Origin of the sequence: Pseudomonas sp. SMSB3 (assembly GCF_052041965.1) — a bacterium.
Taxonomy (GTDB): Bacteria; Pseudomonadota; Gammaproteobacteria; order Pseudomonadales; family Pseudomonadaceae; genus Aquipseudomonas.
The window spans coordinates 405,550-428,560 of sequence record NZ_JBKGGV010000001.1; the positions used below are offsets into that span (position 1 = coordinate 405,550).

General features: G+C 63.6%; 21 protein-coding genes. 11 read left to right on the forward strand and 10 right to left on the reverse strand.

Going from position 1 to position 23,011, the window contains the following annotated elements; all coding sequences use genetic code 11:
- The first annotated feature begins 4 nt into the window (after positions 1-4).
- Entirely contained in the window at positions 5-316 is a 312-nt protein-coding gene (locus ACLEJW_RS01840; RefSeq protein WP_313298409.1) for a YqfO family protein, read from the forward strand.
- 39 nt (positions 317-355) lie between these two features.
- Here the strand turns inward: ACLEJW_RS01840 and ACLEJW_RS01845 are convergent, their stop codons facing one another.
- The 7 genes from ACLEJW_RS01845 to ACLEJW_RS01875 all read right to left on the reverse strand — a co-directional run bounded on the left by ACLEJW_RS01845 (position 356) and on the right by ACLEJW_RS01875 (position 12,246).
- Positions 356-1,813: an HET-C-related protein gene (locus ACLEJW_RS01845; RefSeq protein ID WP_440776904.1), complete on the reverse strand. Its 1,458-nt coding sequence runs from the start codon at positions 1,811-1,813 to the stop codon at positions 356-358.
- Positions 1,810-2,364 (reverse strand): hypothetical protein, encoded by a 555-nt coding sequence (locus ACLEJW_RS01850; protein WP_313298403.1) that lies wholly within the window; start codon positions 2,362-2,364, stop codon positions 1,810-1,812. The genes ACLEJW_RS01845 and ACLEJW_RS01850 overlap by 4 nt, the downstream gene beginning before the upstream one ends.
- A 115-nt stretch (positions 2,365-2,479) precedes the next feature.
- The gene (locus tag ACLEJW_RS01855) at positions 2,480-4,537 is read right to left on the reverse strand and encodes a PhoX family protein (protein ID WP_440776905.1); all 2,058 of its coding nucleotides are present in this window, start codon (positions 4,535-4,537) and stop codon (positions 2,480-2,482) included.
- Positions 4,538-4,724: 187 nt separating this feature from the next.
- Positions 4,725-9,251: a hemagglutinin repeat-containing protein gene (locus tag ACLEJW_RS01860; RefSeq protein WP_440776906.1), complete on the reverse strand. Its 4,527-nt coding sequence runs from the start codon at positions 9,249-9,251 to the stop codon at positions 4,725-4,727.
- Between the two features lie 28 nt (positions 9,252-9,279).
- Positions 9,280-10,959 (reverse strand): ShlB/FhaC/HecB family hemolysin secretion/activation protein, encoded by a 1,680-nt coding sequence (locus ACLEJW_RS01865; protein ID WP_440776907.1) that lies wholly within the window; start codon positions 10,957-10,959, stop codon positions 9,280-9,282.
- A gap of 162 nt (positions 10,960-11,121) precedes the next feature.
- The gene (locus ACLEJW_RS01870; RefSeq protein ID WP_313298391.1) at positions 11,122-11,676 is read right to left on the reverse strand and encodes a L,D-transpeptidase family protein; all 555 of its coding nucleotides are present in this window, start codon (positions 11,674-11,676) and stop codon (positions 11,122-11,124) included.
- An 18-nt stretch (positions 11,677-11,694) separates the two neighbouring features.
- On the reverse strand, positions 11,695-12,246 hold the full coding sequence (locus ACLEJW_RS01875; protein WP_440776908.1) for an NUDIX hydrolase: 552 nt from the start codon (positions 12,244-12,246) through the stop codon (positions 11,695-11,697).
- A 127-nt stretch (positions 12,247-12,373) separates the two neighbouring features.
- Between ACLEJW_RS01875 and ACLEJW_RS01880 the strand changes: the two genes are divergently transcribed.
- The 5 genes from ACLEJW_RS01880 to purT all read left to right on the forward strand — a co-directional run bounded on the left by ACLEJW_RS01880 (position 12,374) and on the right by purT (position 15,543).
- Entirely contained in the window at positions 12,374-12,973 is a 600-nt protein-coding gene (locus ACLEJW_RS01880; RefSeq protein ID WP_440776909.1) for a CoA pyrophosphatase, read from the forward strand.
- Between the two features lie 43 nt (positions 12,974-13,016).
- Positions 13,017-13,541 (forward strand): gamma carbonic anhydrase family protein, encoded by a 525-nt coding sequence (locus ACLEJW_RS01885; RefSeq protein WP_145185473.1) that lies wholly within the window; start codon positions 13,017-13,019, stop codon positions 13,539-13,541.
- Positions 13,534-13,737 (forward strand): DUF1289 domain-containing protein, encoded by a 204-nt coding sequence (locus ACLEJW_RS01890; RefSeq protein ID WP_313298383.1) that lies wholly within the window; start codon positions 13,534-13,536, stop codon positions 13,735-13,737. The genes ACLEJW_RS01885 and ACLEJW_RS01890 overlap by 8 nt, the downstream gene beginning before the upstream one ends.
- A gap of 80 nt (positions 13,738-13,817) precedes the next feature.
- Positions 13,818-14,285, forward strand: coding sequence for a VUT family protein (locus ACLEJW_RS01895; RefSeq protein ID WP_313298380.1), 468 nt, complete (start codon positions 13,818-13,820; stop codon positions 14,283-14,285).
- A gap of 76 nt (positions 14,286-14,361) precedes the next feature.
- Entirely contained in the window at positions 14,362-15,543 is a 1,182-nt protein-coding gene (purT, locus tag ACLEJW_RS01900) for a formate-dependent phosphoribosylglycinamide formyltransferase (protein WP_440776910.1), read from the forward strand.
- 56 nt (positions 15,544-15,599) lie between these two features.
- Here the strand turns inward: purT and ACLEJW_RS01905 are convergent, their stop codons facing one another.
- The 3 genes from ACLEJW_RS01905 to ACLEJW_RS01915 all read right to left on the reverse strand — a co-directional run bounded on the left by ACLEJW_RS01905 (position 15,600) and on the right by ACLEJW_RS01915 (position 19,176).
- Positions 15,600-16,901, reverse strand: coding sequence for an MFS transporter (locus ACLEJW_RS01905; protein ID WP_145185485.1), 1,302 nt, complete (start codon positions 16,899-16,901; stop codon positions 15,600-15,602).
- Between the two features lie 250 nt (positions 16,902-17,151).
- Positions 17,152-18,357: a transporter associated domain-containing protein gene (locus ACLEJW_RS01910; protein WP_145185488.1), complete on the reverse strand. Its 1,206-nt coding sequence runs from the start codon at positions 18,355-18,357 to the stop codon at positions 17,152-17,154.
- A gap of 9 nt (positions 18,358-18,366) precedes the next feature.
- Positions 18,367-19,176 carry a cytochrome C assembly family protein gene (locus ACLEJW_RS01915; protein ID WP_145185491.1) on the reverse strand — a complete coding sequence of 270 codons (810 nt, stop codon included), beginning with the start codon at positions 19,174-19,176 and terminating at the stop codon, positions 18,367-18,369.
- A 211-nt stretch (positions 19,177-19,387) separates the two neighbouring features.
- On the opposite strand from ACLEJW_RS01915, the gene ffh reads away from it, so the two are divergent.
- From ffh to rplS, 5 genes are all read left to right on the forward strand, one after another.
- Complete coding sequence (gene ffh / locus ACLEJW_RS01920) at positions 19,388-20,764, forward strand: signal recognition particle protein (protein WP_145185494.1); 1,377 nt, start codon at positions 19,388-19,390, stop codon at positions 20,762-20,764.
- A 235-nt stretch (positions 20,765-20,999) separates the two neighbouring features.
- Entirely contained in the window at positions 21,000-21,251 is a 252-nt protein-coding gene (gene rpsP / locus ACLEJW_RS01925; protein ID WP_008094480.1) for a 30S ribosomal protein S16, read from the forward strand.
- A gap of 5 nt (positions 21,252-21,256) precedes the next feature.
- The gene (rimM, locus tag ACLEJW_RS01930; RefSeq protein WP_145185497.1) at positions 21,257-21,793 is read left to right on the forward strand and encodes a ribosome maturation factor RimM; all 537 of its coding nucleotides are present in this window, start codon (positions 21,257-21,259) and stop codon (positions 21,791-21,793) included.
- 3 nt (positions 21,794-21,796) lie between these two features.
- Positions 21,797-22,549, forward strand: a complete 753-nt coding sequence (gene trmD, locus ACLEJW_RS01935) for a tRNA (guanosine(37)-N1)-methyltransferase TrmD (protein WP_008094486.1) — start codon at positions 21,797-21,799, stop codon at positions 22,547-22,549.
- A gap of 42 nt (positions 22,550-22,591) precedes the next feature.
- The gene (rplS, locus tag ACLEJW_RS01940; RefSeq protein WP_011535315.1) at positions 22,592-22,942 is read left to right on the forward strand and encodes a 50S ribosomal protein L19; all 351 of its coding nucleotides are present in this window, start codon (positions 22,592-22,594) and stop codon (positions 22,940-22,942) included.
- Positions 22,943-23,011: the final 69 nt, after the last annotated feature.

The following is a 23,011-nucleotide window of genomic DNA, read 5'->3' on the forward strand; positions in this document are numbered from 1 at the left end:
TCGCGTGTACAAGCTCGCCTTCTTCGTTCCGGCCAGCCATGTCGAAGTGGTCAAGGCCGCCGTATTCGCCGCGGGTGGTGGGCGTATCGGCGGCTACGATCACTGTGCTTGGCAGACCCTTGGCCAGGGCCAGTTCCGCCCGCTGGACGGCAGTCAGCCGTTTCTCGGGCAGGCCGGTCAGGTCGAGCGAGTCGAAGAATGGAAGGTTGAGCTGGTAGTAGCCGACGACCTGATCGCTCAGGTCGTCGCTGCGCTCAAATGCAGTCACCCGTATGAAACGCCGGCCTACGAGGTGTGGCGTTTGCACGCTATCTGAACTCGACAGTTGCCTGGTGACGTGTGCTGCGCCTGGAATTCAGCCAAACGGTAGCAAGTTTCTCAGCGCTTCATGCTGTTGGGTCAAGGAGGGCGAATCAGATTTGTCCATCTCCTTGAGTCGTTTTTTAGCGGCGTCGATGTAGGTCTGGCGGCGCTCGGCCAAACTTCCACTCGAACTTCCCGCCTCGATGTTGTGCGCGTTGGTCATCGCCCATGCCTGCACGATATCGTCCTGCCAATCAGACGCTGCGGGATGGATGAAAAAGCTCTTGGCCAAAGTCGCCGGGTCGCGGCTGGTGTCGCCCTGCCAGTACGCGTACATCGCGCGACCCACTTGCTCGACCGCATATTGCGACAAGTAGGCCGACAACTCATGGAACGGGTGAGTGTCGTGGTCCTTGGCCAACTGCGAGTGCGTCGGATGTACGTCGTCGTCGAAGTTGGGGTCTTTACCCAACAGCAATTGCAGATCATCAACCTGATCGCCTGCCCATTTCAGCAGTTGCTGGAAGACCAAGTCCACTAGATGGCTCACTGCTTTGAGCGGAAGGTTGGTGTAGTGATTGGCCAGGCTGATGGCGGTGTACCACGGCCGTGCAGCGGCGTCGTCGCGAAGTGCCAAATATCCTTCAAGCGCACTCAGCCAGTCTGTATTCTCATGCTCCTTGAGCAGGATCAACAACATGCGCTCGGCATCGCTGCGCTCGCCTGGCTTAACAGGCTTGAAGGCAAAGCCCTCGGCAGGGAACAGAAACTTGCCAACAGGTTCGAGCACGCTGGCCAGCACATCGGTCCCGGCGAAGAGGCCGGTGACCAAAGGCACCTTGTGCAGGCAGTCTTTCTCCTTGGTCCACACCAGCACATTACTGTGGCCAATCTTGCGTAGGCTGAGCTCGGCGAAATTGGAGTGGGCGAATAGATCTTCCAACACATGCAGCCCCTCGCCAAACGTGCGCATGCCCTCGGGTGTCGGCCCAGCATGGGCGGCATCGATCAGCTTCCGATACATGAAAGCCTGGGCACTGGCGCAATAGCGGTAAGTGGATGGCTCATAGTCCAGCGCCATCGTGGCATGCTCGGGCCCGACGATGGGCTCGAAGCTGGGATCGATCGAGGTCGGATCGACACTTGCATCCAACGTCAGCGGATTGTCGATATGCTCCGAGGGGCGATAGACGCCCAACATCTCTTCGCTGACGGTATAGGCGCTGCGGCCTTCCGGTGTTTCCTGAAGGCTGTTGAACTCCTTCAGGGCGAGCAAATCTACCAACGCGGTCAACGAGGCCCGGGATAGTTTGCTCGGAAAGTTCTTGGGCGCGTCTACGGCGCGCACTATCTTCGGATCGATCAGTTGCGAGTAATCACGTAGCCAGTTGCCAAAATAGATGGCTTTGCGCTGTTCTTCGGTAAAGCCCGCACTGCTCAACGCTTTTTCGATCGATTCATGCCCATAGGAGTTTGCAGCGCCATTGCCTCGTCCTGCCGAAAACATCATGGCTTCTCCTGATCGACCGCGACGTGAGCGGGAGTCGGTAGTTCAAGCGTGATGGTGTGCGACGCACCTTGGACTTCGATCACAGCGATCACCGTGCCGGTGTTGGTCAGGCGGTCGAACAGCGCCATTGTGCCGACATAGTTTTCGCAGGCTTCTGGCCAACGGCTTTCATCGAGCTGCGCATTGGCAAGGTAGGCAATATGACGGGCATAACATTTCAATAGCGCGAGCAGTAGCGTGAGGGTGGCGGACGCTTGGCTCTGCGCTTGTTCGACAGCAGCTGCGCTGATTTGGATAGTCTGCGTATCGCCATCGTAGCGCGCGATATCGTCCATTGCGTTGAGGATCTGATAGGTTGGGCTGCCGGCCGTATCGGCACACAATTCGGCGTGCAATTTCAGGTAGTCGGCGGAAGGGGATGGGCCATAAATGGCACGCAGCACGTTTTGGAAAAACGGTGCGTCGTGGCGCTTTGCAAAAGCAGCTAGTTGATCACTGGGGTGGCTGCATCGAACAGACGCTTGCACCAGCGCGTCGAGAGAGAGGGGCATGCTGTTACTCCACTGATGTTGGACGAAACAACAGCATGATCAGTGCGTCTGCTGGCAGGCATCCGGGATGCCTTCCTGCCGTGGTGAAAGCGCCCCCGGCGCGCTATGTCGTCGATCAACCGGTGCCGATTGCACCGCCGTCATCACGCTGGATGACCACCGTCGCGGCGCGCGGTCGCAGCGTCACCCCTGCGGGCGCGGCATCGGTAGCACGATCGGTTGCGGGCCAGTTGGCCGGATGCTGGATGTTCACGAACAGGGTCCGGTTGTCGGGCGTGAAGGTGATCCCGGTCACTTCGCAGCCATTCGGGCCGACGAAGAAGCGGCGTAACGCTGTCTGATTGTGCGCATTCAGCGGCAGCGGATTACCGCGCGCATCGACGAGGTCGGTTGGAATCACGGCCAGCAGTTGATCGTTGGTATAGTCAGCGACGCTTGGTTCGCTGTTGTCGGTTTCAAACCACAACACGCCCCGGCTATCGAAGCGCATGCCGTCGGGGCTGGCGAACTGGTTCAACTCGGTCAGCCCCGAGCGATTGATGTCGGCCGTCGCGCCAGCATTGGCTCCGAACACGAAGATGTCCCAGCGCAAGCTCAACTGATCGTCGCTGTCGTGCCAGCGAATGATATGGCCATGACGGTTCGGCCCGCGTGGGTTGGCGGCATCGACCTGGTGGGGCGTGCGCACGCTGTTGTTGGTCAAGGTGAGGTAGGCATCGCCATTGAGTGGGTTGACGGCAGTCCATTCTGGGCGATCCATGGGGGTAGCGCCCACGGCATCGGCCGCCCCGCGGGTGTTGAGGATGATGCCTGGCAGATCGCCGTACAGCTCGCCCAGCGTGCCGCCGCCAGTGGTCACACTGTCGACGTCGAGCAGCAGCCATGCGCCGCTGCCGTCGGCGTCAAAGCGGGCCACATACAAGTTGCCATGGTCCAGGTACTTGGCCCCGGTCTGCAGGCGGTCGGCCGGGTGAGCATCGGCGCTGTCCCACACGGCTTCGGACACCCATTTGTAGAGGTATTCGTTGTTCGAGTCATCGCCCATGTACCACACCAGCGGCTTGCCCGGCACTGCCAGGCCTGGGCAGCAGCCTTCGTGGCGCATGCGTCCCAGCGCCGTGCGCTTGGTCGCCAGGGTGCTGCTGTCGTAGGGGTCGATCTCGACGATGTAACCGTACGTGCTGGCCTCGTTGCGATAGTCGTCGGTGGCGCTGGCAGCGTGGGCCGTCACATCGAAACGGGCGAACTCATCGGCCACTTCGGTGCTGTCACCGGCTGCGCTTTCCCAGCCGAATTGGCCGCTGGAGTTGCCGACGCCGATGCGCCGCTGGTCATCGGGGCGCGAACCCTTGTTGACGAAGATGCCGGGCCAGTTCTCTTCGCAGGTCAGGTAAGTGCCCCATGGGGTGAAGCCGTTGCCACAGTTGTTGTTGGTGCCGCGGCAGTGGGTGCCGTCGGCTGAATAGCGCGTTCTGACGTGATCGGTACCGCGCAGCGGCCCACTTAGCGCCATGCGCGAAGCGCTGGTGAAACGGCGGTTGAGCGGGTCGTTGTCGACCACTTGCCAACGGCCATCGACCTTGCGCAACCGCACCACGCCAGCGCCATGGGCGTTGATCTCCTTGCGCACTTCTTCGGCGGGTCGCTTGCCGTTGGCATCCCGCGTCGGGCCATTGGGGTGCAGGGCGGCCTGATCGATGTACTCGAAGTTGATGGCCAGCAGGCCATCCTCGGAGCTCCCTTCGATAGGGAAAAAGTGCATGCCGTCGTGGTGCATGCCCATGGCGTTGGCCTGGTCGGTGGCGCTGTTGCTGCCGTCGGCTTGCCAAGGGCTGGCGGCGCTGTTCAAGGGCGTACCCCATGGCGCCAGTACATACGCGCTGTAGCCTGCGGCGACGACGCAGGCGTCGGTTCGCGAGCCGGGGATGGAGGTGAAATCCAAGGCCAGCTTCGTCTGCTTGGGCGTGTGAGGCGATGGTCCTGAGGGCGACTCAGAGGCGGCGGCGCTGCTGTCCAGGCAGCCGCCCAGACCGCTTGCAGCGATCATGGCGATGGCGGCGCCCAAGCTGCCGCGCAGCATGCTCCGGCGACTCAGGTAGGCATCCATCACGCTGGTCATCGGCAGGTTGCCGCTGTGGTTGCGGTCCAGGTTATCGCCAGTGTCTCGACTCATCAGGGTGTCCTTGGAATGCTGAGTAGAAGAGCCGCAACCATAGGGCTGAAATGTGACGTTCATTTGGCATTATTGTGAATGGCCCTGCAGACCTTGAATCTCAATGCCGCGCGCGTCCCGCGATCGCTCGATGTCGAGCGCGGGGCCACGCGCGGTAGTAGCGCTGGTCGGACGGGTGCGCGCGCGTTTACTCCCCCCGGCCTTGCACACTCGAAGCCCACTGCTCACTGCGGTTATGCCCGCTGGTGCGCAGCAAGCCAAGGTCGAGGGCATTTTCGCCACTGGCCGCGCCTTTGCCTTTGGCAATGTCGGCAATGGCGCTGCCCAGGTCGACCAGCGAGTTCGAGCCATCGACCGAAACATCACGGCGATAATCCGTGCCGCTCAGGGTTTCCCGGCGGGTGGCGGCGGCGTCCAGTGCCACCGTGCCCTGGGCCGATTGCAAGCGCGCGCCAACCAGATGCGCCTCGCCGCCGACGCTCAGGGCAATGCCATCACTGGCCTTGAGCAGTGTCTGCTGGGCGACGCTATCGCGCACCTGGTGCGAGACCTCAAGCTCCAAGGTCGGTGAGAACCCCGGGTCGGCCTTGCCCAAGGCTGAGCCGGCCTTTTCCTTGACCTTGCCGCCCAACGGCCCGGCTACCGCGGCGGCAGCATTGATATAGCCCTGCGGGTTACGCTCGTGACTCAGCCGCGCATCGCCTGCAACGGTCACCGTGTTGACATTGTCCTTGCGGCTGGCGACGCGCAGATCACCATCGATGGCGCCAGTGATGCGCCCGGCTTCAAGATTCGCCGCCTCGATACGGGTATCGCCCAGGCTCTGCAAGGCGATGTCGTCGGCGCGCAGGGTGCTGTTGTTCCAGGTGAGGTTGTCGCGCTTGTCCAGATCGACCTTGGCCCGGGCATGCAGGCCGCGCGTGTCGGTGCCGCCTTTGGCCATGTCGAAGCCTGCGCCGGCACTGATCTCCAGGTTGTCGACCCGCTGCTGACCCGACGAGCCCTCGATCAACATGCCACCGGCGCCGGCGTCGAGCTCGATACGCTCGGCCGACGCCTGCAGGCCTTGCAGGTGGACGGCGATGTCGTCGCGGGCAGCGCTGCTGACGGTCAGCGTGGCGCGGCTGTCGAACAGAGCATCGACCGCTTGTCGCGCTGCTTCGTCCTGCTTGCCGTGGGTGAAATGGCCGCCTAGTGCGCCACCTTTGGTCTCGCCCAGCTTGGCCGACAGCTCAAGGCCACCGCCCAGTTTGCTGCCGGAGGCCGTCTGGCTGTTGCTGGCAGCCAGGACCTGCACACGGGCTTGGCTGTGCAGCGCGATATCGCCTACCTGGGCTTCCCGGCTGCCAATGCGTGTGCCTTCGAGCACCAGGTCGCCGACGCTGCTCAGGCGTACGTCGCCCTTGGCATCGATTTGCGCGACCTGGGCGCTCTGTTGCGCGGCCTGCTGCTTCTCCTGATCCAGGTAGCCTCGACCGTCCAGCCCGGTGCCGGCAGGGCGGTTGCCGACCTTGGCCCAGGCGTTGCCGTCGAGCTGGCTGGCTTGTCGCTCGGTGCTGTCATTGGCCTGAGACAACGAGAGGGTCCCGCCACTGTGCACCACCACGTCCCCGGCACCGCCATCGAAGCGGGTGCCTTCATAGCGGCCATCGCTGCCCAATTGGATCTGGATCCCCTGTTGGCCATACAGACTGCCGGGCACTGCGGTGCTGCTGGCCGTTCGCTGATCCAGCGAGCCGCCTTTGCCGGTGGCGCGCACGTTGACGTCACTGCCCGTGCTGGTGTCGACGCGCAGATCGCCAGCGAAGGCCAAGCGGTCGATGCCATGGCCCTGAGTATTCTCGGCGGCGCGCATGCTGTGCTGGTCGGCTGCGATCTGCAACGTGCCGGCATTGGCCCGCCACGCGGTGCCCTGGTCGTCGATGCTGCTGGCCTGCACGTGCACCTGCGCACCACCCAGTTCGCTGACTTGGGCAATACCGCGGCGTTGGTTTTCCAGGCGCTTTAAGTGTTCGACCGTCATGTCGGCGCCGACGCTGGGCGCGACCATGGCATCTTCGGGCGCCGCCTGCTGGAAGCGGGCCGCTTCTTCGCCCATGACCAGCCGTTCGATCGGCCGGGTCACGTCGCGGTATTCGACGCTGGCGCCAAGGCTGGCGGACCAATCGCTGCGGACTTCTTCGCGCTCGTGGGTGTCCTGCACCGCGCGGTTCTCGATGCGTTTGGCATTGACCTGCAAAGCCTCGCCTGCGTTGACACGCGCCGCTTCGGTCAGCAACGCATCGGTGTCGATCGTCAGGTTGCCACTGGCCTGCACTTCGCTGCGCTGGACGCTGCTGTCACGCTCGGTCAGCTGGGTACTGTTGTGATGGCCCTCGAACAGGCTGCCCAGCCGATCGATACCGCCGGTCACGGTCAGGCCGCCGCCACTCTGGCTGGTACGAGTGACTGCCTCGCGTTCGTTGCGCGTCGCGCCCAGGGTCACCTGCTGGCCCTTGAGCGCCAGATCGCCAGCGCTGGCCTCAACCTTGGAACCGTCGATGCGCAGGTGCGCTTGGCTGGCGAGCGCCACCGTAGCGCCTTTGAGCACGCCGGCGGTGTGCGTGGTCTCGCGGACCTGCCCGTTCTGGTTCGTGACCTCATAACCGACGCTTGCCGCGTATTGCCGCGAGTCAGGCTTGCCATCTTGTGCCGATTGGGTCTGCTTGGCGCTGGCAGTCAAGCCTCGCTGATGATCGCTGCTCAGACGTTCAGTGACAGCCTGCGCGCTGCCTAGCGACACATCGCCCTTGGCCTCGACCTGCAGGTGCTTGCCGGCTTCGACCTTGGCGCCTTGGATGCGCAGCTCCTCGGCACTGGCCAAGCGCAGGTTGCTCGCCGAGGCAATGTCGCTGACCAGCAGCTGCTGTTGCGCCTGGGTGTTCTCGCGCTTGCTCGCGAACAGGCCGAACAGCTTGCTGTCGCTTTCGCGTGCGGTGGTGCGGCTGTTGGCGTGCTCGGCCTCGATGGTCAATGCGCCTTGCTTGCTGTACAGCACGGCGTCCTGCTGGCCATGCACGGTGCTGCCACTGATGGTGACCTGGTCTGCGCTGAGGTCCAATTTGCCACCGACGTTGATGCTGCTGCCGGTCAGGCTGTTGCCTTCGCTGTCGTGGCCCTTGCGGGCGCCGAAGAAGGTCCCGGAGAGCAGGTCGCCGCGATAGCTCGTGTCATCGCTGCGGTGCTGCAAGGACGTCGCGCCGACCTTCACCTGCTGGGCCTCGAGGGTCATGTCGCCGTCGCTGTGCAAGCGGCTGCCTTCGAGGTTCAGGGTGTCCTTGGCGCTGATGTTCATGCGCTCGGCCGTCAGGGTGCTGGGGCGGGCGAACTCGGTATAGCGTTCGGTATCTCGGTCGCCGCGCCACAGGTCCTTGCGGTGACGCAGCTGCTCGCTGACGTGCGCGCTGTCGACGCCCGCGACGATGTCGAGGTTGCCGCCGCTGGTCATGGTCAGCCCGGCACCGGCCCGCACGTCCGCGGCGCGCAGGCGCATATCGGCACCCGACTGCATTGCCAGGCTGTCGCTGGCCTGCAGTTGCACGCCGCGTTGCTGGCGCTCGGTCGTGGCGGTGTCGCGCGCGTAGGTTTCGCGGGTAATGAAAAGGAACTTCTTGCTCCAGTTGTCACGATCGTGGGCGATGTTTTCCCGGGTCTTGGCATCCAGGGTCAAGGCCTTGCCAGCCTTGACCTCGATGGTCCCAGCCCGGCCTTGCACGGCACTCATGCGCAGGTCGTCGGCAGCGCTGAGCTGCAAGGCGCCGTGGTCGCTGAGCAATTCGGCGGCGTCACCCGCGTCTCCTGCGATTTCCAGCGAGCCCGCCGAATGAATGGCGATGCCGTCGTCGGCCTTTAACTTCACCGCACCGGTGCGCACCCCGGCACCCTCGGCGGTGCTGACCACACGAATGCGCCCCGCCCGCATGGCGCCGAACAGGCTGGCATCGATGCTGGAAGCCGTGCCCGGCAAGTGCTCGAGGACCTGCCCGTCGGCGTGGGCGATGCGATTGCGCCCGGCGATCAGGTTCAGGTCATCCTTGGCGCTGAGCAACCCATGTTGGGTCACTTGCGGGGCGATCAGATCGAGTGCGCCCGCGGCGTTGCTCTGCCCGCCGTGCAACACGTGCAGGGCGCCAGTGGCGCTTAGGGTCGAGAAATGTCGCAACTGTTCTTCCTGCAGCTCCGGCGTGCCGACCACGAACCCGGCCCGGGTGGTGTTGATGAAACTGCCGCCGTTGAGCGTGATGCCATTAGGGTTGGCCAGAATGTAGTCGGCCGGGCGGCCGAAAATTTCCTGCGGGCCGGCGATCAGCGAGGCGTTGCTGCTGATGACTTCGTTGAGAATGGTCGAGGCCGCCTGGCCCTGGAACTGCGGATTGGCGGCCAGCGCCCCGGCCAGTTGCGAATGGCCGTCGTGCAAAGCGTTGTTGAGCACCACGCCGGCCTGGGCCACGTTGTAGTCATGGAACTGGTTGTGCGAGAGCCCGCTGGCGTTGGGCGGAACGATGTCGATCACCGGCACGCCGTGGTCGTTGTTGATCAGCGGGGTGCCCGCAGGGCCGGTGGCGGGCTCCAGGCCAGCCTCGGCGAACGCACCGGCAGGGGCAAGCAGGGCGAGGAAGATGGCCCAACGCAAGGTATCGGGGCGAACGGCCGGCAACGGCGAATGGTTGTGCATGGTGCGCTTCTCTTTGTTGTTGTGTGGATCAAATGCTCAAGGTGCAGTCGAGCACCCAGAAACCGGGTTCCAGGGCGGTGCGGGGTAGGTCGCTGGACCACAAGGCGCGCTGGTAGTCCAGGCGCAGGCGGGCCTGGGGCAGGGTGAGTTCGACGCCGATCGCGGCGCCGGCAAGGCGCTGTGAGGGTTTGTCTGCGGCCAGCTGAGCCCAGCCGAGATCCAGGCCAAGGTAGGGACGGATGTTCACGGCGCCGGTCCAGGTCGCCGGCAGCGGCCGGCTGAAGGTATTGCGCCAGGCCGCGCCATTGGCGCCGGAGTAGGTGCGCTGGCGGTAGCCGCGCACGGTCGAATCATCACTGAGCAGAAGCTGCTCGACCGCAGGCAAGGGTTGCTCGCTGTACTGCAGGGCCAGCTCGCTCTGCCAGCGCCAAGGGGCTTCGGCCGGCCCTTGGCGCAGGTGCAGAAGGTTGGCGCGGTACTTGCGAAAATCCGGACGCAGGCGCTCCACGCCCAGGGGCGCCTGGTCGGCGGCGAACCAATCCACACCCTGGGCAACGCCGATGTAGCCGTTCCAGAGCCCGCCTTCGAGCCACAGCAGGTTGAGGCCGGCCTCGATGCTGGTCAGGGTCGGGCTCTGCTGGGTGACCACGGCGCCGGCACTGCGGTTGACCAACTGCTTGCGGTCGAGCCTGAGGCTGGCGCTGAGCAGGCCCTGCTGGTTGCGCCACAACAGTCGCTCGGCGCTCAGGCCCTGGTAGCTGCTGTGGCCATCGCTGCGTTTGCGGCTGTGGGGCAGGGGGGCGCGATAGCGCAGCTGGCTGGCGTTTAGGGCAAAGGTCCAGGCGCCGTAGGGCACGCTGTAGTACAGGGTGACACCCTGACTTTGCCCGGGTGCGTACAGCACGCTGGATTGCAGCGATACCCGTAGATCGTCATTGATGCCCAATGGGCTGTCCACGCCCAGGCTCAGGGACATCCGGTGGCGGCCGGTCAAGTCGCTGCCACGGTTGTCGAAACGGCTGTCCAGATGCCAACGTGAGGCCACCGTGCGTGGTCGCAGCAGCACCCGTGTGCCGCCTGGCAGACTTCCAGGCAGCAAGTCCAGGCTGAGTTCATAGGCGCGCAGGCGGTTGAGCTGGTCCAGGCCTTGTTCCAGCTTGGGAAGATACAGCGGCTGGCCGAGCACGCCAGGAAACGCGCCACCGAGCGAGAGCGGCAGCGAAGGGTCGGCAAGGGCGATGGATTCGACGAAACCCTCGACGATGACGATGTCCAGGGGCGCTTGATCCTGGGGCTGCTGGCGCAAATAGGGGCGGCTGGTCGGCAAACCTGCCCGGACATACAGCTCGGTGATGCCGCGCAGCAGGCGATTGATGTCGCTGACGCCCATGCACGGCTGCATCCACTTGCGCAGCTGCGGCGCCAAGGCCCGATCGCTCACCAGCCGATTGCCAGCGACGCGCAGCCCCGACACCGCCCAGCACGGGCTATCCGGCGCCGCAGCGGAGGCCTGTGCGTGGGGCTGGGCCGTGGTTGGCCGCTGCCAGCGCTGTAGCCGTTGCTGTTGCTCGAACTGGCGCTGCGACTGCTGCTGGTCGCGCAGTTGCAGGCTGGCCGGATCGTCGGCCATGGCCCTGGCGCTACACAGCAGCGCCGCAAGGGCACAGGCGCGCAGCGCGCAGCAGGCCTGGTCGAAACGGCATGGCATTGAACACCCCGGCAATTGGCGTACGGATCACGTACTCGATTGCATGGATGCTAGGGAAATACCCACCTGTTTAGATGCAGGATTCGGCCTACACAGCGCGTAGGGCAAATGTGTATTTTGGGTATGAAAGGTCTTACAGCACAGCGTCGCTCGCGCGACTCGTCAAGGGCGAATCTCGATCAACGTGCCATCGCGCACCAGGCTCCACACCTCGCGCATGTCCGCGTTGCGCATGGCGATGCAGCCGTCGGTCCAATCGAGCGTATGGAAGTACCACTCCGGGTAATTTTCGTCGATCGGAGTGCCGTGGATCATGATCATGCTGCCGGCGCTCCAGCCCTCGCGAGTAGCACGGGCAGCGTCGCTGATGTTCGGATAGGTGATGTGCATGGCCAGGTTGAACCGGTCGCTCTGCTTGCGCCAGTCCAGCCAGTAGAAGCCTTCGGGGGTCTTCTTGTCGCCCTCGCGCTCCTTGGCGCCCTTGGGTTGCTTGCCCAGCGAGATGCGGTAGGTCTTCAACGGCTCGCCACGGCTGATCAACTGCAAGCGGCGTTCGGACTTGATGACCAGCACCTTGTCGATCAGCGGCTGCATGGCCGTCTGCGATTGCGACTGGAGCGGCGCCGCCGCTTGCGGCTTGCGAATGATCACTTCGGTGAAAGCCGCTTGGGTCAGCGTGGTGACGCAAAGGCAGCAAAGGGCGAACAACCAGCGCATGAAACAGTACCTGCAAGCTCAAGGGGTGGGCGCGACGTTCATCGGCGGCAGGTACTCATGGCCTATCGGGTAATGCTGCCTGACGCGGTCGCGATAGTAGCATTCTAGTGTGCGGGTGACGGTGCGAAAAGCCAGCTCGCCCCAGGGGATCTCATGCTCCTCGAACAAGCGCACTTCGAGGCTCTCGACCCCGACGGCGAAATCCCGATCGGCCAGCTCGGCGCGAAAGAAGACGTGCACCTGGTTGATGTGCGGCAGGTCGAACAGCTGATACAAGGCCATGTCGCCGACCTGGGCGCAGGCCTCTTCGACGGTCTCGCGGCGAGCGGCCTGATCCAGGGTTTCGGCGTTTTCCATGAAACCTGCCGGCAGCGTCCAGAAGCCACGGCGCGGCTCGATGGCGCGGCGGCACAGCAGCACCTGGCTACCCCAGGTCGGCAGTACCCCGGCGACGATGTTCGGATTCTGGTAATGAATGGTCTGGCAAGACTCGCAGACAAAGCGCAGGCGGCTGTCGCCTTCGGGGATTCGCTGGGTGACCGGGTGGCCGCAGGCGCTGCAGAATTTCATGCTGTTCTTCCCTCTGTTTCAGCTTATCTTGGCGTGCCCGGCAGGCTTGCCGCAAGCGCGCAGGGCTTGGGTGCCGCGCAGCTTTTGGTGCATCATGCACGGCAGGCCTTGGAAACGAGAGTGCGCGATGCTGGACGAGCTACTTCGCCGAATGAGCAATCATCAACCTGCTTCGTTGGAAACCGACCGACGGTTCCCCGAGGCAGCGGTACTCTTGCCCATCACCCGTCGCGAAGCGCCCGAGCTGGTCCTGACCCTGCGTGCCCAAGGCCTGTCGACCCATGGCGGCGAAGTGGCGTTCCCCGGAGGGCGTCGCGACCCCGAAGACCCGGACCTGGTGTTCACCGCCCTGCGCGAAGCCGAAGAGGAAATTGGCCTGCCGCCAGGCTTGGTCGAGGTGATCGGCCCGCTTAGCCCGTTGATTTCGCTGCATGGCCTGAAGGTAACGCCATTCGTCGGGCTGATCCCGGATTTCGTCGAGTACCGCGCCAATGACGCCGAGATTGCCGCGGTCTTCAGCGTACCGCTGGAATTCTTTCGCCAGGACCCGCGCGACCATACCCACCGCATCGATTACCAGGGCCGCAGCTGGTATGTGCCCAGCTACCGCTATGGTGAATACAAGATCTGGGGGCTGTCGGCGATCATGATCGTCGAGCTGGTCAACCTGTTGTACGACGCGCGAATCAGCCTGCATCATCCGCCTGAGCGCCACATCGAGAAATGAGCAGGGCCGACCCTGCCCTCTGCGTGAACCCTGAGGAGCAACCATGAAATACCGCCTGGGCGACCACCGCGTCGAATGCCATGCCACCAGTTGGGCCGCACCTAACGCGACCTTGATCGGCAAAGTCCGCCTGCAGGCGCGTGCCAGTGTGTGGTTCGGCGCCGTTCTGCGCGGCGACAACGAGCTGATCGACATCGGTGAAGACAGCAACGTCCAGGACGGCAGCGTCATGCACACCGACATGGGCTCGCCGCTGACCCTGGGCAGGGGCGTGACCATTGGCCACAACGCCATGCTGCACGGTTGCCAGGTCGGCGACTACAGCCTGATCGGCATCAACGCGGTGATCCTCAACGGCGCGCGCATCGGCAAGCACTGCATCATTGGCGCCAACGCGCTGATCCCAGAAGGCAAGGAAATCCCCGATGGCTCGCTGGTGATGGGGTCTCCCGGCAAGGTGGTGCGCGAGCTCACCGAGCAGCAGAAGCGCATGCTCGAAGCCAGTGCCGCGCACTATGTGCACAACGCCGAGCGTTATGCCCGCGAGCTGGTGGCGGACGATGAGTGAGGCTGTCCGGGAGCGGCCGGTAGCCTCGCCTTGCGTGAGCATCTGCGCGCTGGACGAGCAGGACGTGTGCACCGGCTGCCAGCGCAGCGTGGCCGAGATCGGCGCTTGGGGACGCATGGACAATGCTGAGCGCCGGCAGGTGCTCGAGCGCTGTCATCAGCGGGCGCTGGCCGCCGGGCTGATAATCGGCGCTTGAACCTCGCCGCGTGGCGAACGGGCTTGTCCGACTGGGGGGCTCGCCGTTAATCTAACGGGCTTGCCCACAGATCACTCGCCATGTTCTATCTCATTGCCTACATCAGCAGCGTCGTGCTGATCAACTACGCCTTCTCCAGCGCCCCGCACCTGGACATCATCTGGTCGTGCTGGGGTGGCCTGGTGTTCATCCTGCGCGACATGGTGCAGACCCGTTATGGTCACGGCGCGCTGGTCGCCATGCTGGTGGCCCTGGTGCTCTCGTATGTGACCTCGGAGCCGGCCATCGCCCTGGCCAGCGCCACGGCCTTCTTCGTTTCCGAGCTGATCGACTGGCTGGTGTTCACCATCACCCGCCGGCCATTGCGCGATCGCCTGTGGTTGAGCTCGGCGTTGAGCATTCCGGTGGACACGTTGATCTTCTTCGGCATGATCGGCGCCCTCACGCCGGTGGTAATCGGCACCGCCATGGCCTCTAAATTCGCCGGCGTCACCGCGGTCTGGCTGGCCATGGCATTTCGTGCGCGGCGGGCTGCCGTAGCGGGCTGATGGTGTAGAATAGCGGTCCTTTTTCAGCGGGTCATGCCGTGCCTGGCGTGGCCCCGGATGCCTTCGAGGACCTGAAATGACCCGTATCGGAACCCCATTGTCGCCAACCGCGACCCGTGTGCTGCTCTGCGGCTGTGGCGAGCTGGGCAAGGAAGTGGTGATCGAGCTGCAGCGCCTGGGCGTCGAGGTGATCGCCGTCGACCGCTACGCCAACGCCCCGGCCATGCAGGTGGCGCACCGCAGTCATGTGGTCAACATGCTCGATGGCGTCGCCTTGCGGGCTATCATCGAAGCGGAAAAACCGCACTACATCGTCCCCGAAATCGAAGCCATCGCCACCGCGACCCTGGTCGAACTGGAGAGCGAAGGCTTCACCGTGGTGCCTACCGCTCGCGCCACCCAGCTGACCATGAACCGCGAGGGCATCCGCCGCCTGGCGGCTGAAGAGCTGGACCTGCCGACCTCGCCCTACCACTTCGCCGACACCTTCGCGGCCTACGCCAAGGCGGTGGCCGATGTCGGCTATCCGTGCGTGGTCAAGCCGGTGATGAGCTCCTCGGGCAAGGGCCAGAGCCTGCTGCGCAGCGACGCCGACCTTCAGCAGTCGTGGGATTACGCCCAGGAAGGCGGTCGCGCCGGCAAGGGCCGGGTGATCATCGAGGGCTTCATCGATTTCGACTACGAGATCACCCTGCTGACCGTACGCCATGTCGGCGGCACCACGTTCCTCGAGCCCGTCGGCCACCGCCAGGAGAAGGGCGACTACCAAGAGTCCTGGCAGCCGCAGGCAATGAGCGCGAAAGCCTTGGCTGAATCGCAGCGGGTGGCCAAGGCGGTGACCGATGCCTTGGGCGGCCGCGGCCTGTTTGGCGTTGAATTGTTCGTCAAAGGCGACCAGGTATGGTTCAGCGAAGTCTCGCCTCGCCCGCATGACACGGGCCTGGTCACCCTGATTTCCCAGGACCTGTCGCAGTTCGCCCTGCACGCCCGCGCCATCCTCGGCCTGCCGATTCCAGTTGTGCGCCAGTTCGGGCCGTCGGCTTCGGCGGTGATTCTGCCCGAAGGCCAATCGCAGCAGACCAGCTTCGCCAATCTCGGCGCTGCGCTAAGCGAGCCAGACACCGCCATTCGCCTGTTCGGCAAGCCAGAAATAAACGGCACCCGGCGCATGGGTGTGTGCCTGGCGCGCGATGAGTCGGTGCAAGCCGCCCGCGCCAAGGCGACCCGTGCTTCGCAGGCGGTCAGGGTCGAGTTTTGAGCGTGAAGCGGCAAGTTGCAAGCAAGTGCCTGCGCTTGTAGCTTGCCGCTTGCCGCTCAAAGTTCCGTGTCGCGGGTCTCTTTCAGGCACAGCACTGCGATCAGGCTGATCACAGCCGCCGCCGAGACATAGCCGCCCACCCAGCTCAAGCCACCCATGCTCACCAGCTTCTGGGCGAAGAAAGGGGCGGCCGAGGCGCCGACGATGCCGCCCAGGTTGTACGCCGCCGATGCGCCGGTGTAGCGCACATGGGTCGGGAACAGCTCTGGCAGCAGCGCGCCCATTGGCGCGAACGTCACGCCCATCAGGAACAGCTCGATGGCCAGGAACAACGCCACCCCGGTGGTCGATCCGGATGTCAGCAGCGGCTCCATGAGAAAGCCCGAGGCCACCGCCAGCAACCCGCCGACGATCAGTACCGGCTTGCGTCCATAGCGGTCGCTGAGCCAGGCCGACAAGGGCGTCGCCAGGGCCATGAACACCACCGCAAAGCACAGCAGGCCGAGGAAGGTTTCGCGGCTGTAGCCCAACGTGCTTACGCCGTAGCTCAGCGAGAACACCGTCGAGATATAAAACAGCGCATAGCACACCACCATGGCCGCTGCGCCCAGCAGGGTCGGTAGCCAATATTTGGCGAACAGGTCGACCACCGGCATCTTCACCCGCTCGTGGCGGGCGACTGCCTTGGCGAATACCGGGCTTTCTTCAAGCTTCAGGCGCACATACAACCCGACCAACACCAACGCGGCGCTGAGCAGGAACGGGATGCGCCAGCCCCACTCACGAAATTGCTCGTCGCTCAGCGACAAGGCCAGGGTCAGGAACAGCCCGTTCGCCGCCAGGAAGCCGATCGAGGGGCCCAGCTGCGGGAACATGCCGAACCAGGCGCGCTTGCCTTGCGGGGCGTTTTCCGTGGCCAGCAGTGCAGCGCCGCCCCACTCGCCACCCAGGCCCAAGCCCTGGCCGAAGCGCAGCAGGCAGAGGATGATCGGCGCCCACACGCCGATGCTGTCGTAGCCAGGCAGCACACCGATCAGCGTGGTCGACACGCCCATCAGCAGCAGCGAAGCCACCAGGGTCGACTTGCGTCCGATGCGATCGCCAAAGTGACCGAACAGCGCCGAGCCCAGCGGGCGTGCCAGAAACGCGATGCCGAAAGTGAGGAAGGCTGCCAGCATCTGCGCGGTGCCCGACCCGGACGGGAAGAATACCGGGCCGATCACCAACGCGGCGGCGGTGGCATAGACATAGAAATCATAGAACTCGATGGCGGTGCCAATGAAACTGGCAGTGGCGACGCGCGCGGGCGAGTTGACCGGCGCGGTAGGCGCCTGGGCATAGGTGCTGCTGGTTGTCATCAGTAGGTCCCTAACAGTCTGGTTCGCTCCATGGCACTGCGCGCAGGCATAGCCTGGCTTGGCGCTGGAGCGTCTTGTTGTTGTGTCGCTGGACTGACGATAGCCCAAGGGGGATAGGGGCGGGGGCGGGGACTGTTCGGGGTGGTGAAGCAGCGCCGCGGGGCGTGTCAGTACAGCGGACTGGCCGTGTGACGCCGGGTGCGGGTAGCAGGCGGTACGGCGGGGCTGGGTAAGCGTGACCGGAGTATAGCTACCGGGTCACGGTCCACACCAGTACCTTGCTCGCGCAATTGTCCTCGGTTTCGAGGATTTCCAGGCGATAGCGGCCGATTTTCAGGCATACGGCGCTCGCAGGGATGCTCTCCAGGGCTTCGGTGACCAGGCCGTTGAGCGTTTTCGGGCCGCCGTCGCAGGGCAGGTGCCAGCCCAGGGTGCGGTTGATTTCGCGCAGCGAGGCATTGCCTTCGATGACGAAGGTGCCATCGGGTTGTGGCTGTACGTGCGGGTTGTCAAGGCTTTGCTCGTCCTCGAACTCGCCGACGATCTCTTCCAGGATGTCTTCGAGGGTGACGATGCCCAGCACTTCGCCATACTCGTCCACCACCACACCCAGGCGCCGCTGTTGTTTGTGGAAATTCAGCAGCTGCATCTGCAGTGGTGTGCTTTCCGGTACGAAATACGGCTCGTAGCAGGCGCCGCGCAGTTGCTCCAGGGTCAGTTCGGCCTTGGGCAACAGGTGGCTGATGAGCTTGGTGTTGAGTATCGCTTCGACCTGGTTGATGTCGTTATGGTAGACCGGCAGGCGGGTGTGGCGGCTGACGATCAACTGCTCGATGACCTGTTCGATCGGGTCGTCGAGGTTGATGCCATCGACTTCGTTGCGTGGCACCAGGATGTCATTGACGGTGATCTTGTCCAGCGACTGCAGGCCATCGAGCAGGCCCGGGCGTGGCGGCTCGGGGTCATCGTCGGCATCGAAGCTGTCATCTTCCTGTGGATGCAGGGCGACTGCCGCAGGCTGCGCGCGCAGCGGGCGCTGCAGCAGCTTGGCGACGCCGTCGAACAGGCAAGCGAAGGGTTGCACGATGGCCAGTGGAAACAGGCGCAGGCTCAGGCCCAGGTTGATGAAGGCGTGCGGGTTGCGGCGGGCTAGGCGTCGCGGCAGGAATTCGGTGAATACCAGCAGGGCTGCCACCGCGGCGCCAGACGCCAGCCAGAAGCCGTGCTCGCCGCCCTGGCGCTGGCCGACCAGGCAGGCCAGGCCCAATACCGCCAGTTTGCCCAGGCTGGCGCACAGCACCACGGCTTGCGCTGGCAGCCTGGGTTGGGGTTCATCGCTGCTGCGCGGCACGCCGTGCAGATACAGGCGCGCAGCATCGACCGCGCTGAACAGCGCCGCCCATACCAGCGCCAGCGCCAGGGTCCCGAGTAACGGTGCGTATGGCAGTGTATCCATGGCCTTCGATCAGATATGCAGGATGAATTCGCGGACCAGCTTGCTGCCGAAATAGGCCAGCATCAGCAGGCAGAATCCCGCCAGCGTCCAGCGGATCGCCTTGTGTCCGCGCCAGCCCAGGCGGGTGCGGCCCCACAACAGCACGCTGAAGACCACCCAGGCCACGCAGGCCAGCGAGGTCTTGTGCACCAGGTGCTGGGCGAACAGGTTTTCAAGGAACAACCAGCCTGAAATCAGCGACAGCGACAGCAGGCACCATCCCGCCCAGAGAAACCCGAACAGCAGGCTTTCCATGGTTTGCAGCGGCGGGAAGTTGCGGATCAGCCCTGAGGGGTGCTTGTGCTTGAGCTGGTGATCCTGCAGCAGCAGCAACAGCGACTGGAATACGGCGATGGTGAACAAGCCATAGGCAAGGATCGACAGCAGGATGTGCGCGAGAATACCCGGCTCTTCGTCGATCAGCGGCACCGTGCCGGCCGGGGCGAATTGCGCCAGCAGGGCGGTGATGGCGCCCAGCGGGAACAACAGCACCAGCAGGTTTTCCACCGGAATGCGCAGGCAGGCCAGCAGGGTGAGGGTGATCACGGCCACGGCGATCAGGCTGGCGGCGCTGAAGAAGTCCAGGCTCAGGCCCAGTGGGGTGATCAGTTGGAAGAACAGCGCGCCGCCCTGGGCGAGCACTGCAACCGCACCGAGCAGGCCCAGCAGGCGTTTGTCGGCCTTGCGGCCCTGGGCCAGATTGGCGCCTTGATACAGGGCCGCCGCCATGTACAGGCCGGCAGCGATCAGATTGGGGATGAGGCTTGGAGAAGAGACCATAAGTCCTGGGGTGCAGAGCCCATAAAGGAGTGGAGTTTGGCATAGAGCGCCGCGAGCGGCTAGCGGCTAGCCGCTCGCGCGTGGCTTGCCGAGCGGTTACCGCTCGCGGGCGGACTCGGCTATAATCGCCGCCTTGCTGTGCCTTGGGGGTGTGCATTTCCTCCCGCGGCGCCTGACAAACCTCGGCTTTACTGGGCCTGAAAGGATCACCATGTTCGAAAACCTGACCGACCGCCTGTCACAGACGCTGCGCCACGTCACCGGCAAGGCCAAGCTGACCGAAGACAACATCAAGGACACCCTGCGCGAAGTGCGCATGGCCCTGCTCGAGGCCGACGTTGCCCTGCCGGTGGTCAAGGATTTCGTCAATAGCGTTAAAGAGCGCGCCGTCGGCACCGAAGTGTCGCGCAGCCTGACCCCCGGCCAGGCCTTCGTCAAGATCGTCCAGGCCGAGCTGGAAAGCCTGATGGGCGCAGCCAACGAAGACCTCGCGCTGAACGCCGCACCGCCAGCCGTGGTGCTGATGGCGGGCCTGCAGGGTGCCGGTAAGACCACCACCGCCGGCAAGCTGGCGCGCTTTCTCAAAGAGCGCAAGAAAAAGAGCGTGATGGTGGTATCCGCCGACGTCTACCGTCCAGCGGCCATCAAACAGCTGGAAACGTTGGCCAACGACATCGGCGTGACCTTCTTCCCGTCCGACATCAGTCAGAAGCCGGTGGCCATCGCCGAGGCGGCGATCCGCGAAGCCAAGCTCAAGTTCATCGACGTGGTGATCGTCGACACTGCCGGTCGCCTGCACATCGATGCCGACATGATGGACGAGATCAAGGCCCTGCACGCCGCGGTCAAGCCGATCGAAACGCTGTTCGTGGTCGACGCCATGACCGGCCAGGACGCCGCCAACACCGCCAAGGCCTTCGGTGAAGCACTGCCGTTGACCGGCGTGGTGCTGACCAAGGTTGACGGTGATGCCCGTGGCGGTGCTGCGCTGTCGGTACGCGCGATCACCGGCAAGCCGATCAAGTTCATCGGTATGGGTGAGAAGAGCGAAGCCCTCGAACCGTTCCACCCCGACCGCGTCGCCTCGCGCATCCTCGGCATGGGTGATGTGCTCAGCCTGATCGAGCAGGCCGAGCAGACCATCGACAAGGCCAAGGCCGACAAACTGGCCAAGAAGCTCAAGAAGGGCAAAGGCTTCGATCTCGAAGACTTCCGCGACCAGTTGCAGCAAATGAAGAACATGGGTGGCCTCGGCGGCCTGATGGACAAGCTGCCGAGCATCGGTGGGGTCAACCTGTCGCAGATGGGCAATGCCCAGGGCGCGGCAGAGAAACAGTTCAAGCAGATGGAGGCGATCATCAACTCCATGACCCCGGCCGAACGCCGCGATCCCGACCTGATCAGCGGCTCGCGCAAGCGCCGCATCGCCCTGGGTTCCGGTACCCAGGTGCAGGACATCGGCCGGCTGATCAAGCAGCACAAGCAGATGCAGAAGATGATGAAGAAGTTCTCCACCAAAGGTGGCATGTCCAAGATGATGCGCGGCCTCGGTGGCATGCTGCCAGGCGGCGGCATGCCCAAGCTGTAAGCGCTATTCCGGGTGCCTGCCTGCTGTGCGGGCAGGCCCCAGAACCCCCGCCCCGGCGGGATAACCGCCGCCAAACGCGCGGCTCAACCGGCAAATCTGGACGCCACGGCAGGGCCATGGCGAAAAAGGCATTTGCAAATGTCCGTGTATTCCCCGAGAATATGCGGCCTTTTGGGCACCCATGTGCCTATTTGGCATTCAGATTCGCAGTACCGACTATAGGAACAATGTTCACATGGTAACCATTCGTCTTGCCCGTGGCGGCTCGAAAAAGCGCCCGTTCTACCACCTGACCGTGACCAACTCGCGTAACGCCCGTGACGGCCGTTTCGTTGAGCGCGTAGGTTTCTTCAACCCAATCGCTTCTGGCGCTGAAGTCAAGCTGTCGGTCAACCAAGAGCGCGTCACCTACTGGCTGAGCCAGGGTGCACAGCCGTCTGAGCGCGTTGCTCAGCTGCTGAAGGACGCTGCCAAGGCCGCTGCCTGAACAGTATGAACGCGACGCCAGAAAAGGCTGACGACCTCATCGTTGTCGGCAAGATTTTTTCGGTTCACGGCGTTCGCGGCGAGGTGAAGGTGTATTCCTTTACCGATCCGATTGAAAACCTGTTGGATTATCCACGCTGGACGCTTCGGCACGAAGGCACGGTAAAACAGGTCGAGCTGGTCAACGGTCGTGGCTCCCAAAAGGGCCTGGTCGTGAAGCTCAAAGGCCTCGAGGATCGCGACGAAGCCCGTCTTCTGAGCGGTTACGAAATCTGCATACCGCGGAGCCTTTTGCCCAACCTGGCCGCTGACGAGTACTACTGGTACCAGTTGGTAGGTCTGAAGGTCATCAACCAGGACGAACAGCTGTTCGGCAAGGTCGATCACCTGTTGGAGACCGGCGCGAACGATGTAATGGTGGTCAAGCCCTGCGCAGGCAGCCTGGATGATCGCGAGCGTTTGTTGCCCTATACGGCGCAGTGCGTGCTCGGTATCGACCTGGAGGCAGGCGTGATGCGAGTCGAATGGGACGCGGACTTCTAAACGATGGGTAACCTTCGCGTAGACGTCATCACGTTGTTCCCCGAGATGTTCTCGGCCATCACGGAGTACGGCATTACCAGCCGCGCGGTGAAACAAGGGTTGCTTCAGGTGACCTGCTGGAACCCGCGGGACTACACCACAGATCGCCACCATACCGTGGATGATCGGCCGTTTGGCGGTGGTCCGGGCATGGTGATGAAAATCAAGCCTCTGGAAGATGCCCTGGTTAGCGCCAGGCAGGCGACCGGAGCATCGGCGAAGGTGATCTACCTCTCGCCGCAAGGCCGCAAGCTGACTCAGCAGGCGGTCAAAGGCCTGGCCGAACAGGAATCGTTGATCCTGATCGCCGGTCGTTATGAAGGCATCGACGAGCGCTTTATCGAGGCTCATGTTGATGAGGAGTGGTCGATTGGCGACTATGTGCTTTCCGGTGGCGAGCTGCCGGCCATGGTACTGATCGATGCGGTTACACGGCTGCTGCCCGGAGCTTTAGGGCATGTGGACTCGGCGGAGGAAGACTCCTTCACCGACGGTCTGCTCGATTGCCCGCACTACACCCGGCCTGAGGTGTATGCGGATCAGCGTGTTCCCGACGTGTTGCTAAGTGGCAACCATGCACATATCCGGCGTTGGCGGATGAAGCAGTCCCTTGGTAGGACCTTCGAACGGCGCGCCGATCTTCTGGAAAGTCGCTCGCTTTCTGGAGAAGAGAAGAAGCTGCTCGAGGAATATCTCCGCGAGCGGGACGATAGTTAAACGTATCGATGGTGGATCACGTATCCATCTTAGGAGCACAGCATGACCAACAAAATCATCCAGCAGCTCGAAGCCGAGCAGATGAGCAAGGAAATCCCGACCTTCGCGCCAGGCGACACCGTTGTCGTTCAGGTTAAAGTGAAGGAAGGTGATCGTTCCCGTCTGCAGGCGTTCGAAGGCGTTGTCATCGCCAAGCGTAACCGCGGTCTGAACAGCGCCTTCACCGTGCGCAAGATCTCCAGCGGCGTAGGCGTTGAGCGTACCTTCCAGACCTACAGCCCGCAGATCGACAGCCTGGCCGTGAAACGTCGTGGTGACGTGCGTAAAGCCAAGCTGTACTACCTGCGCGACCTGTCCGGCAAAGCCGCTCGCATCAAGGAAAAACTGTCCTGAGTACAGTTTGCCCGGTGGCCGAGGCCGCCTAGCGAGAAAAAGCAGCCTTCGGGCTGCTTTTTTGCGTTT

Coding starts and splice junctions, on each gene's coding strand:
- ACLEJW_RS01845 (WP_440776904.1), bottom strand. CDS start 1,813: ATGATGTTTTCGGCAGGACGAGGCAATGGCGCTGCAAACTCCTATGGG.
- ACLEJW_RS01850 (WP_313298403.1), bottom strand. CDS start 2,364: ATGCCCCTCTCTCTCGACGCGCTGGTGCAAGCGTCTGTTCGATGCAGC.
- ACLEJW_RS01855 (WP_440776905.1), bottom strand. CDS start 4,537: ATGAGTCGAGACACTGGCGATAACCTGGACCGCAACCACAGCGGCAAC.
- ACLEJW_RS01860 (WP_440776906.1), bottom strand. CDS start 9,251: ATGCACAACCATTCGCCGTTGCCGGCCGTTCGCCCCGATACCTTGCGT.
- ACLEJW_RS01865 (WP_440776907.1), bottom strand. CDS start 10,959: ATGCCATGCCGTTTCGACCAGGCCTGCTGCGCGCTGCGCGCCTGTGCC.
- ACLEJW_RS01870 (WP_313298391.1), bottom strand. CDS start 11,676: ATGCGCTGGTTGTTCGCCCTTTGCTGCCTTTGCGTCACCACGCTGACC.
- ACLEJW_RS01875 (WP_440776908.1), bottom strand. CDS start 12,246: ATGAAATTCTGCAGCGCCTGCGGCCACCCGGTCACCCAGCGAATCCCC.
- ACLEJW_RS01880 (WP_440776909.1), top strand. CDS start 12,374: ATGCTGGACGAGCTACTTCGCCGAATGAGCAATCATCAACCTGCTTCG.
- ACLEJW_RS01885 (WP_145185473.1), top strand. CDS start 13,017: ATGAAATACCGCCTGGGCGACCACCGCGTCGAATGCCATGCCACCAGT.
- ACLEJW_RS01890 (WP_313298383.1), top strand. CDS start 13,534: ATGAGTGAGGCTGTCCGGGAGCGGCCGGTAGCCTCGCCTTGCGTGAGC.
- ACLEJW_RS01895 (WP_313298380.1), top strand. CDS start 13,818: ATGTTCTATCTCATTGCCTACATCAGCAGCGTCGTGCTGATCAACTAC.
- purT (WP_440776910.1), top strand. CDS start 14,362: ATGACCCGTATCGGAACCCCATTGTCGCCAACCGCGACCCGTGTGCTG.
- ACLEJW_RS01905 (WP_145185485.1), bottom strand. CDS start 16,901: ATGACAACCAGCAGCACCTATGCCCAGGCGCCTACCGCGCCGGTCAAC.
- ACLEJW_RS01910 (WP_145185488.1), bottom strand. CDS start 18,357: ATGGATACACTGCCATACGCACCGTTACTCGGGACCCTGGCGCTGGCG.
- ACLEJW_RS01915 (WP_145185491.1), bottom strand. CDS start 19,176: ATGGTCTCTTCTCCAAGCCTCATCCCCAATCTGATCGCTGCCGGCCTG.
- ffh (WP_145185494.1), top strand. CDS start 19,388: ATGTTCGAAAACCTGACCGACCGCCTGTCACAGACGCTGCGCCACGTC.
- rpsP (WP_008094480.1), top strand. CDS start 21,000: ATGGTAACCATTCGTCTTGCCCGTGGCGGCTCGAAAAAGCGCCCGTTC.
- rimM (WP_145185497.1), top strand. CDS start 21,257: ATGAACGCGACGCCAGAAAAGGCTGACGACCTCATCGTTGTCGGCAAG.
- trmD (WP_008094486.1), top strand. CDS start 21,797: ATGGGTAACCTTCGCGTAGACGTCATCACGTTGTTCCCCGAGATGTTC.
- rplS (WP_011535315.1), top strand. CDS start 22,592: ATGACCAACAAAATCATCCAGCAGCTCGAAGCCGAGCAGATGAGCAAG.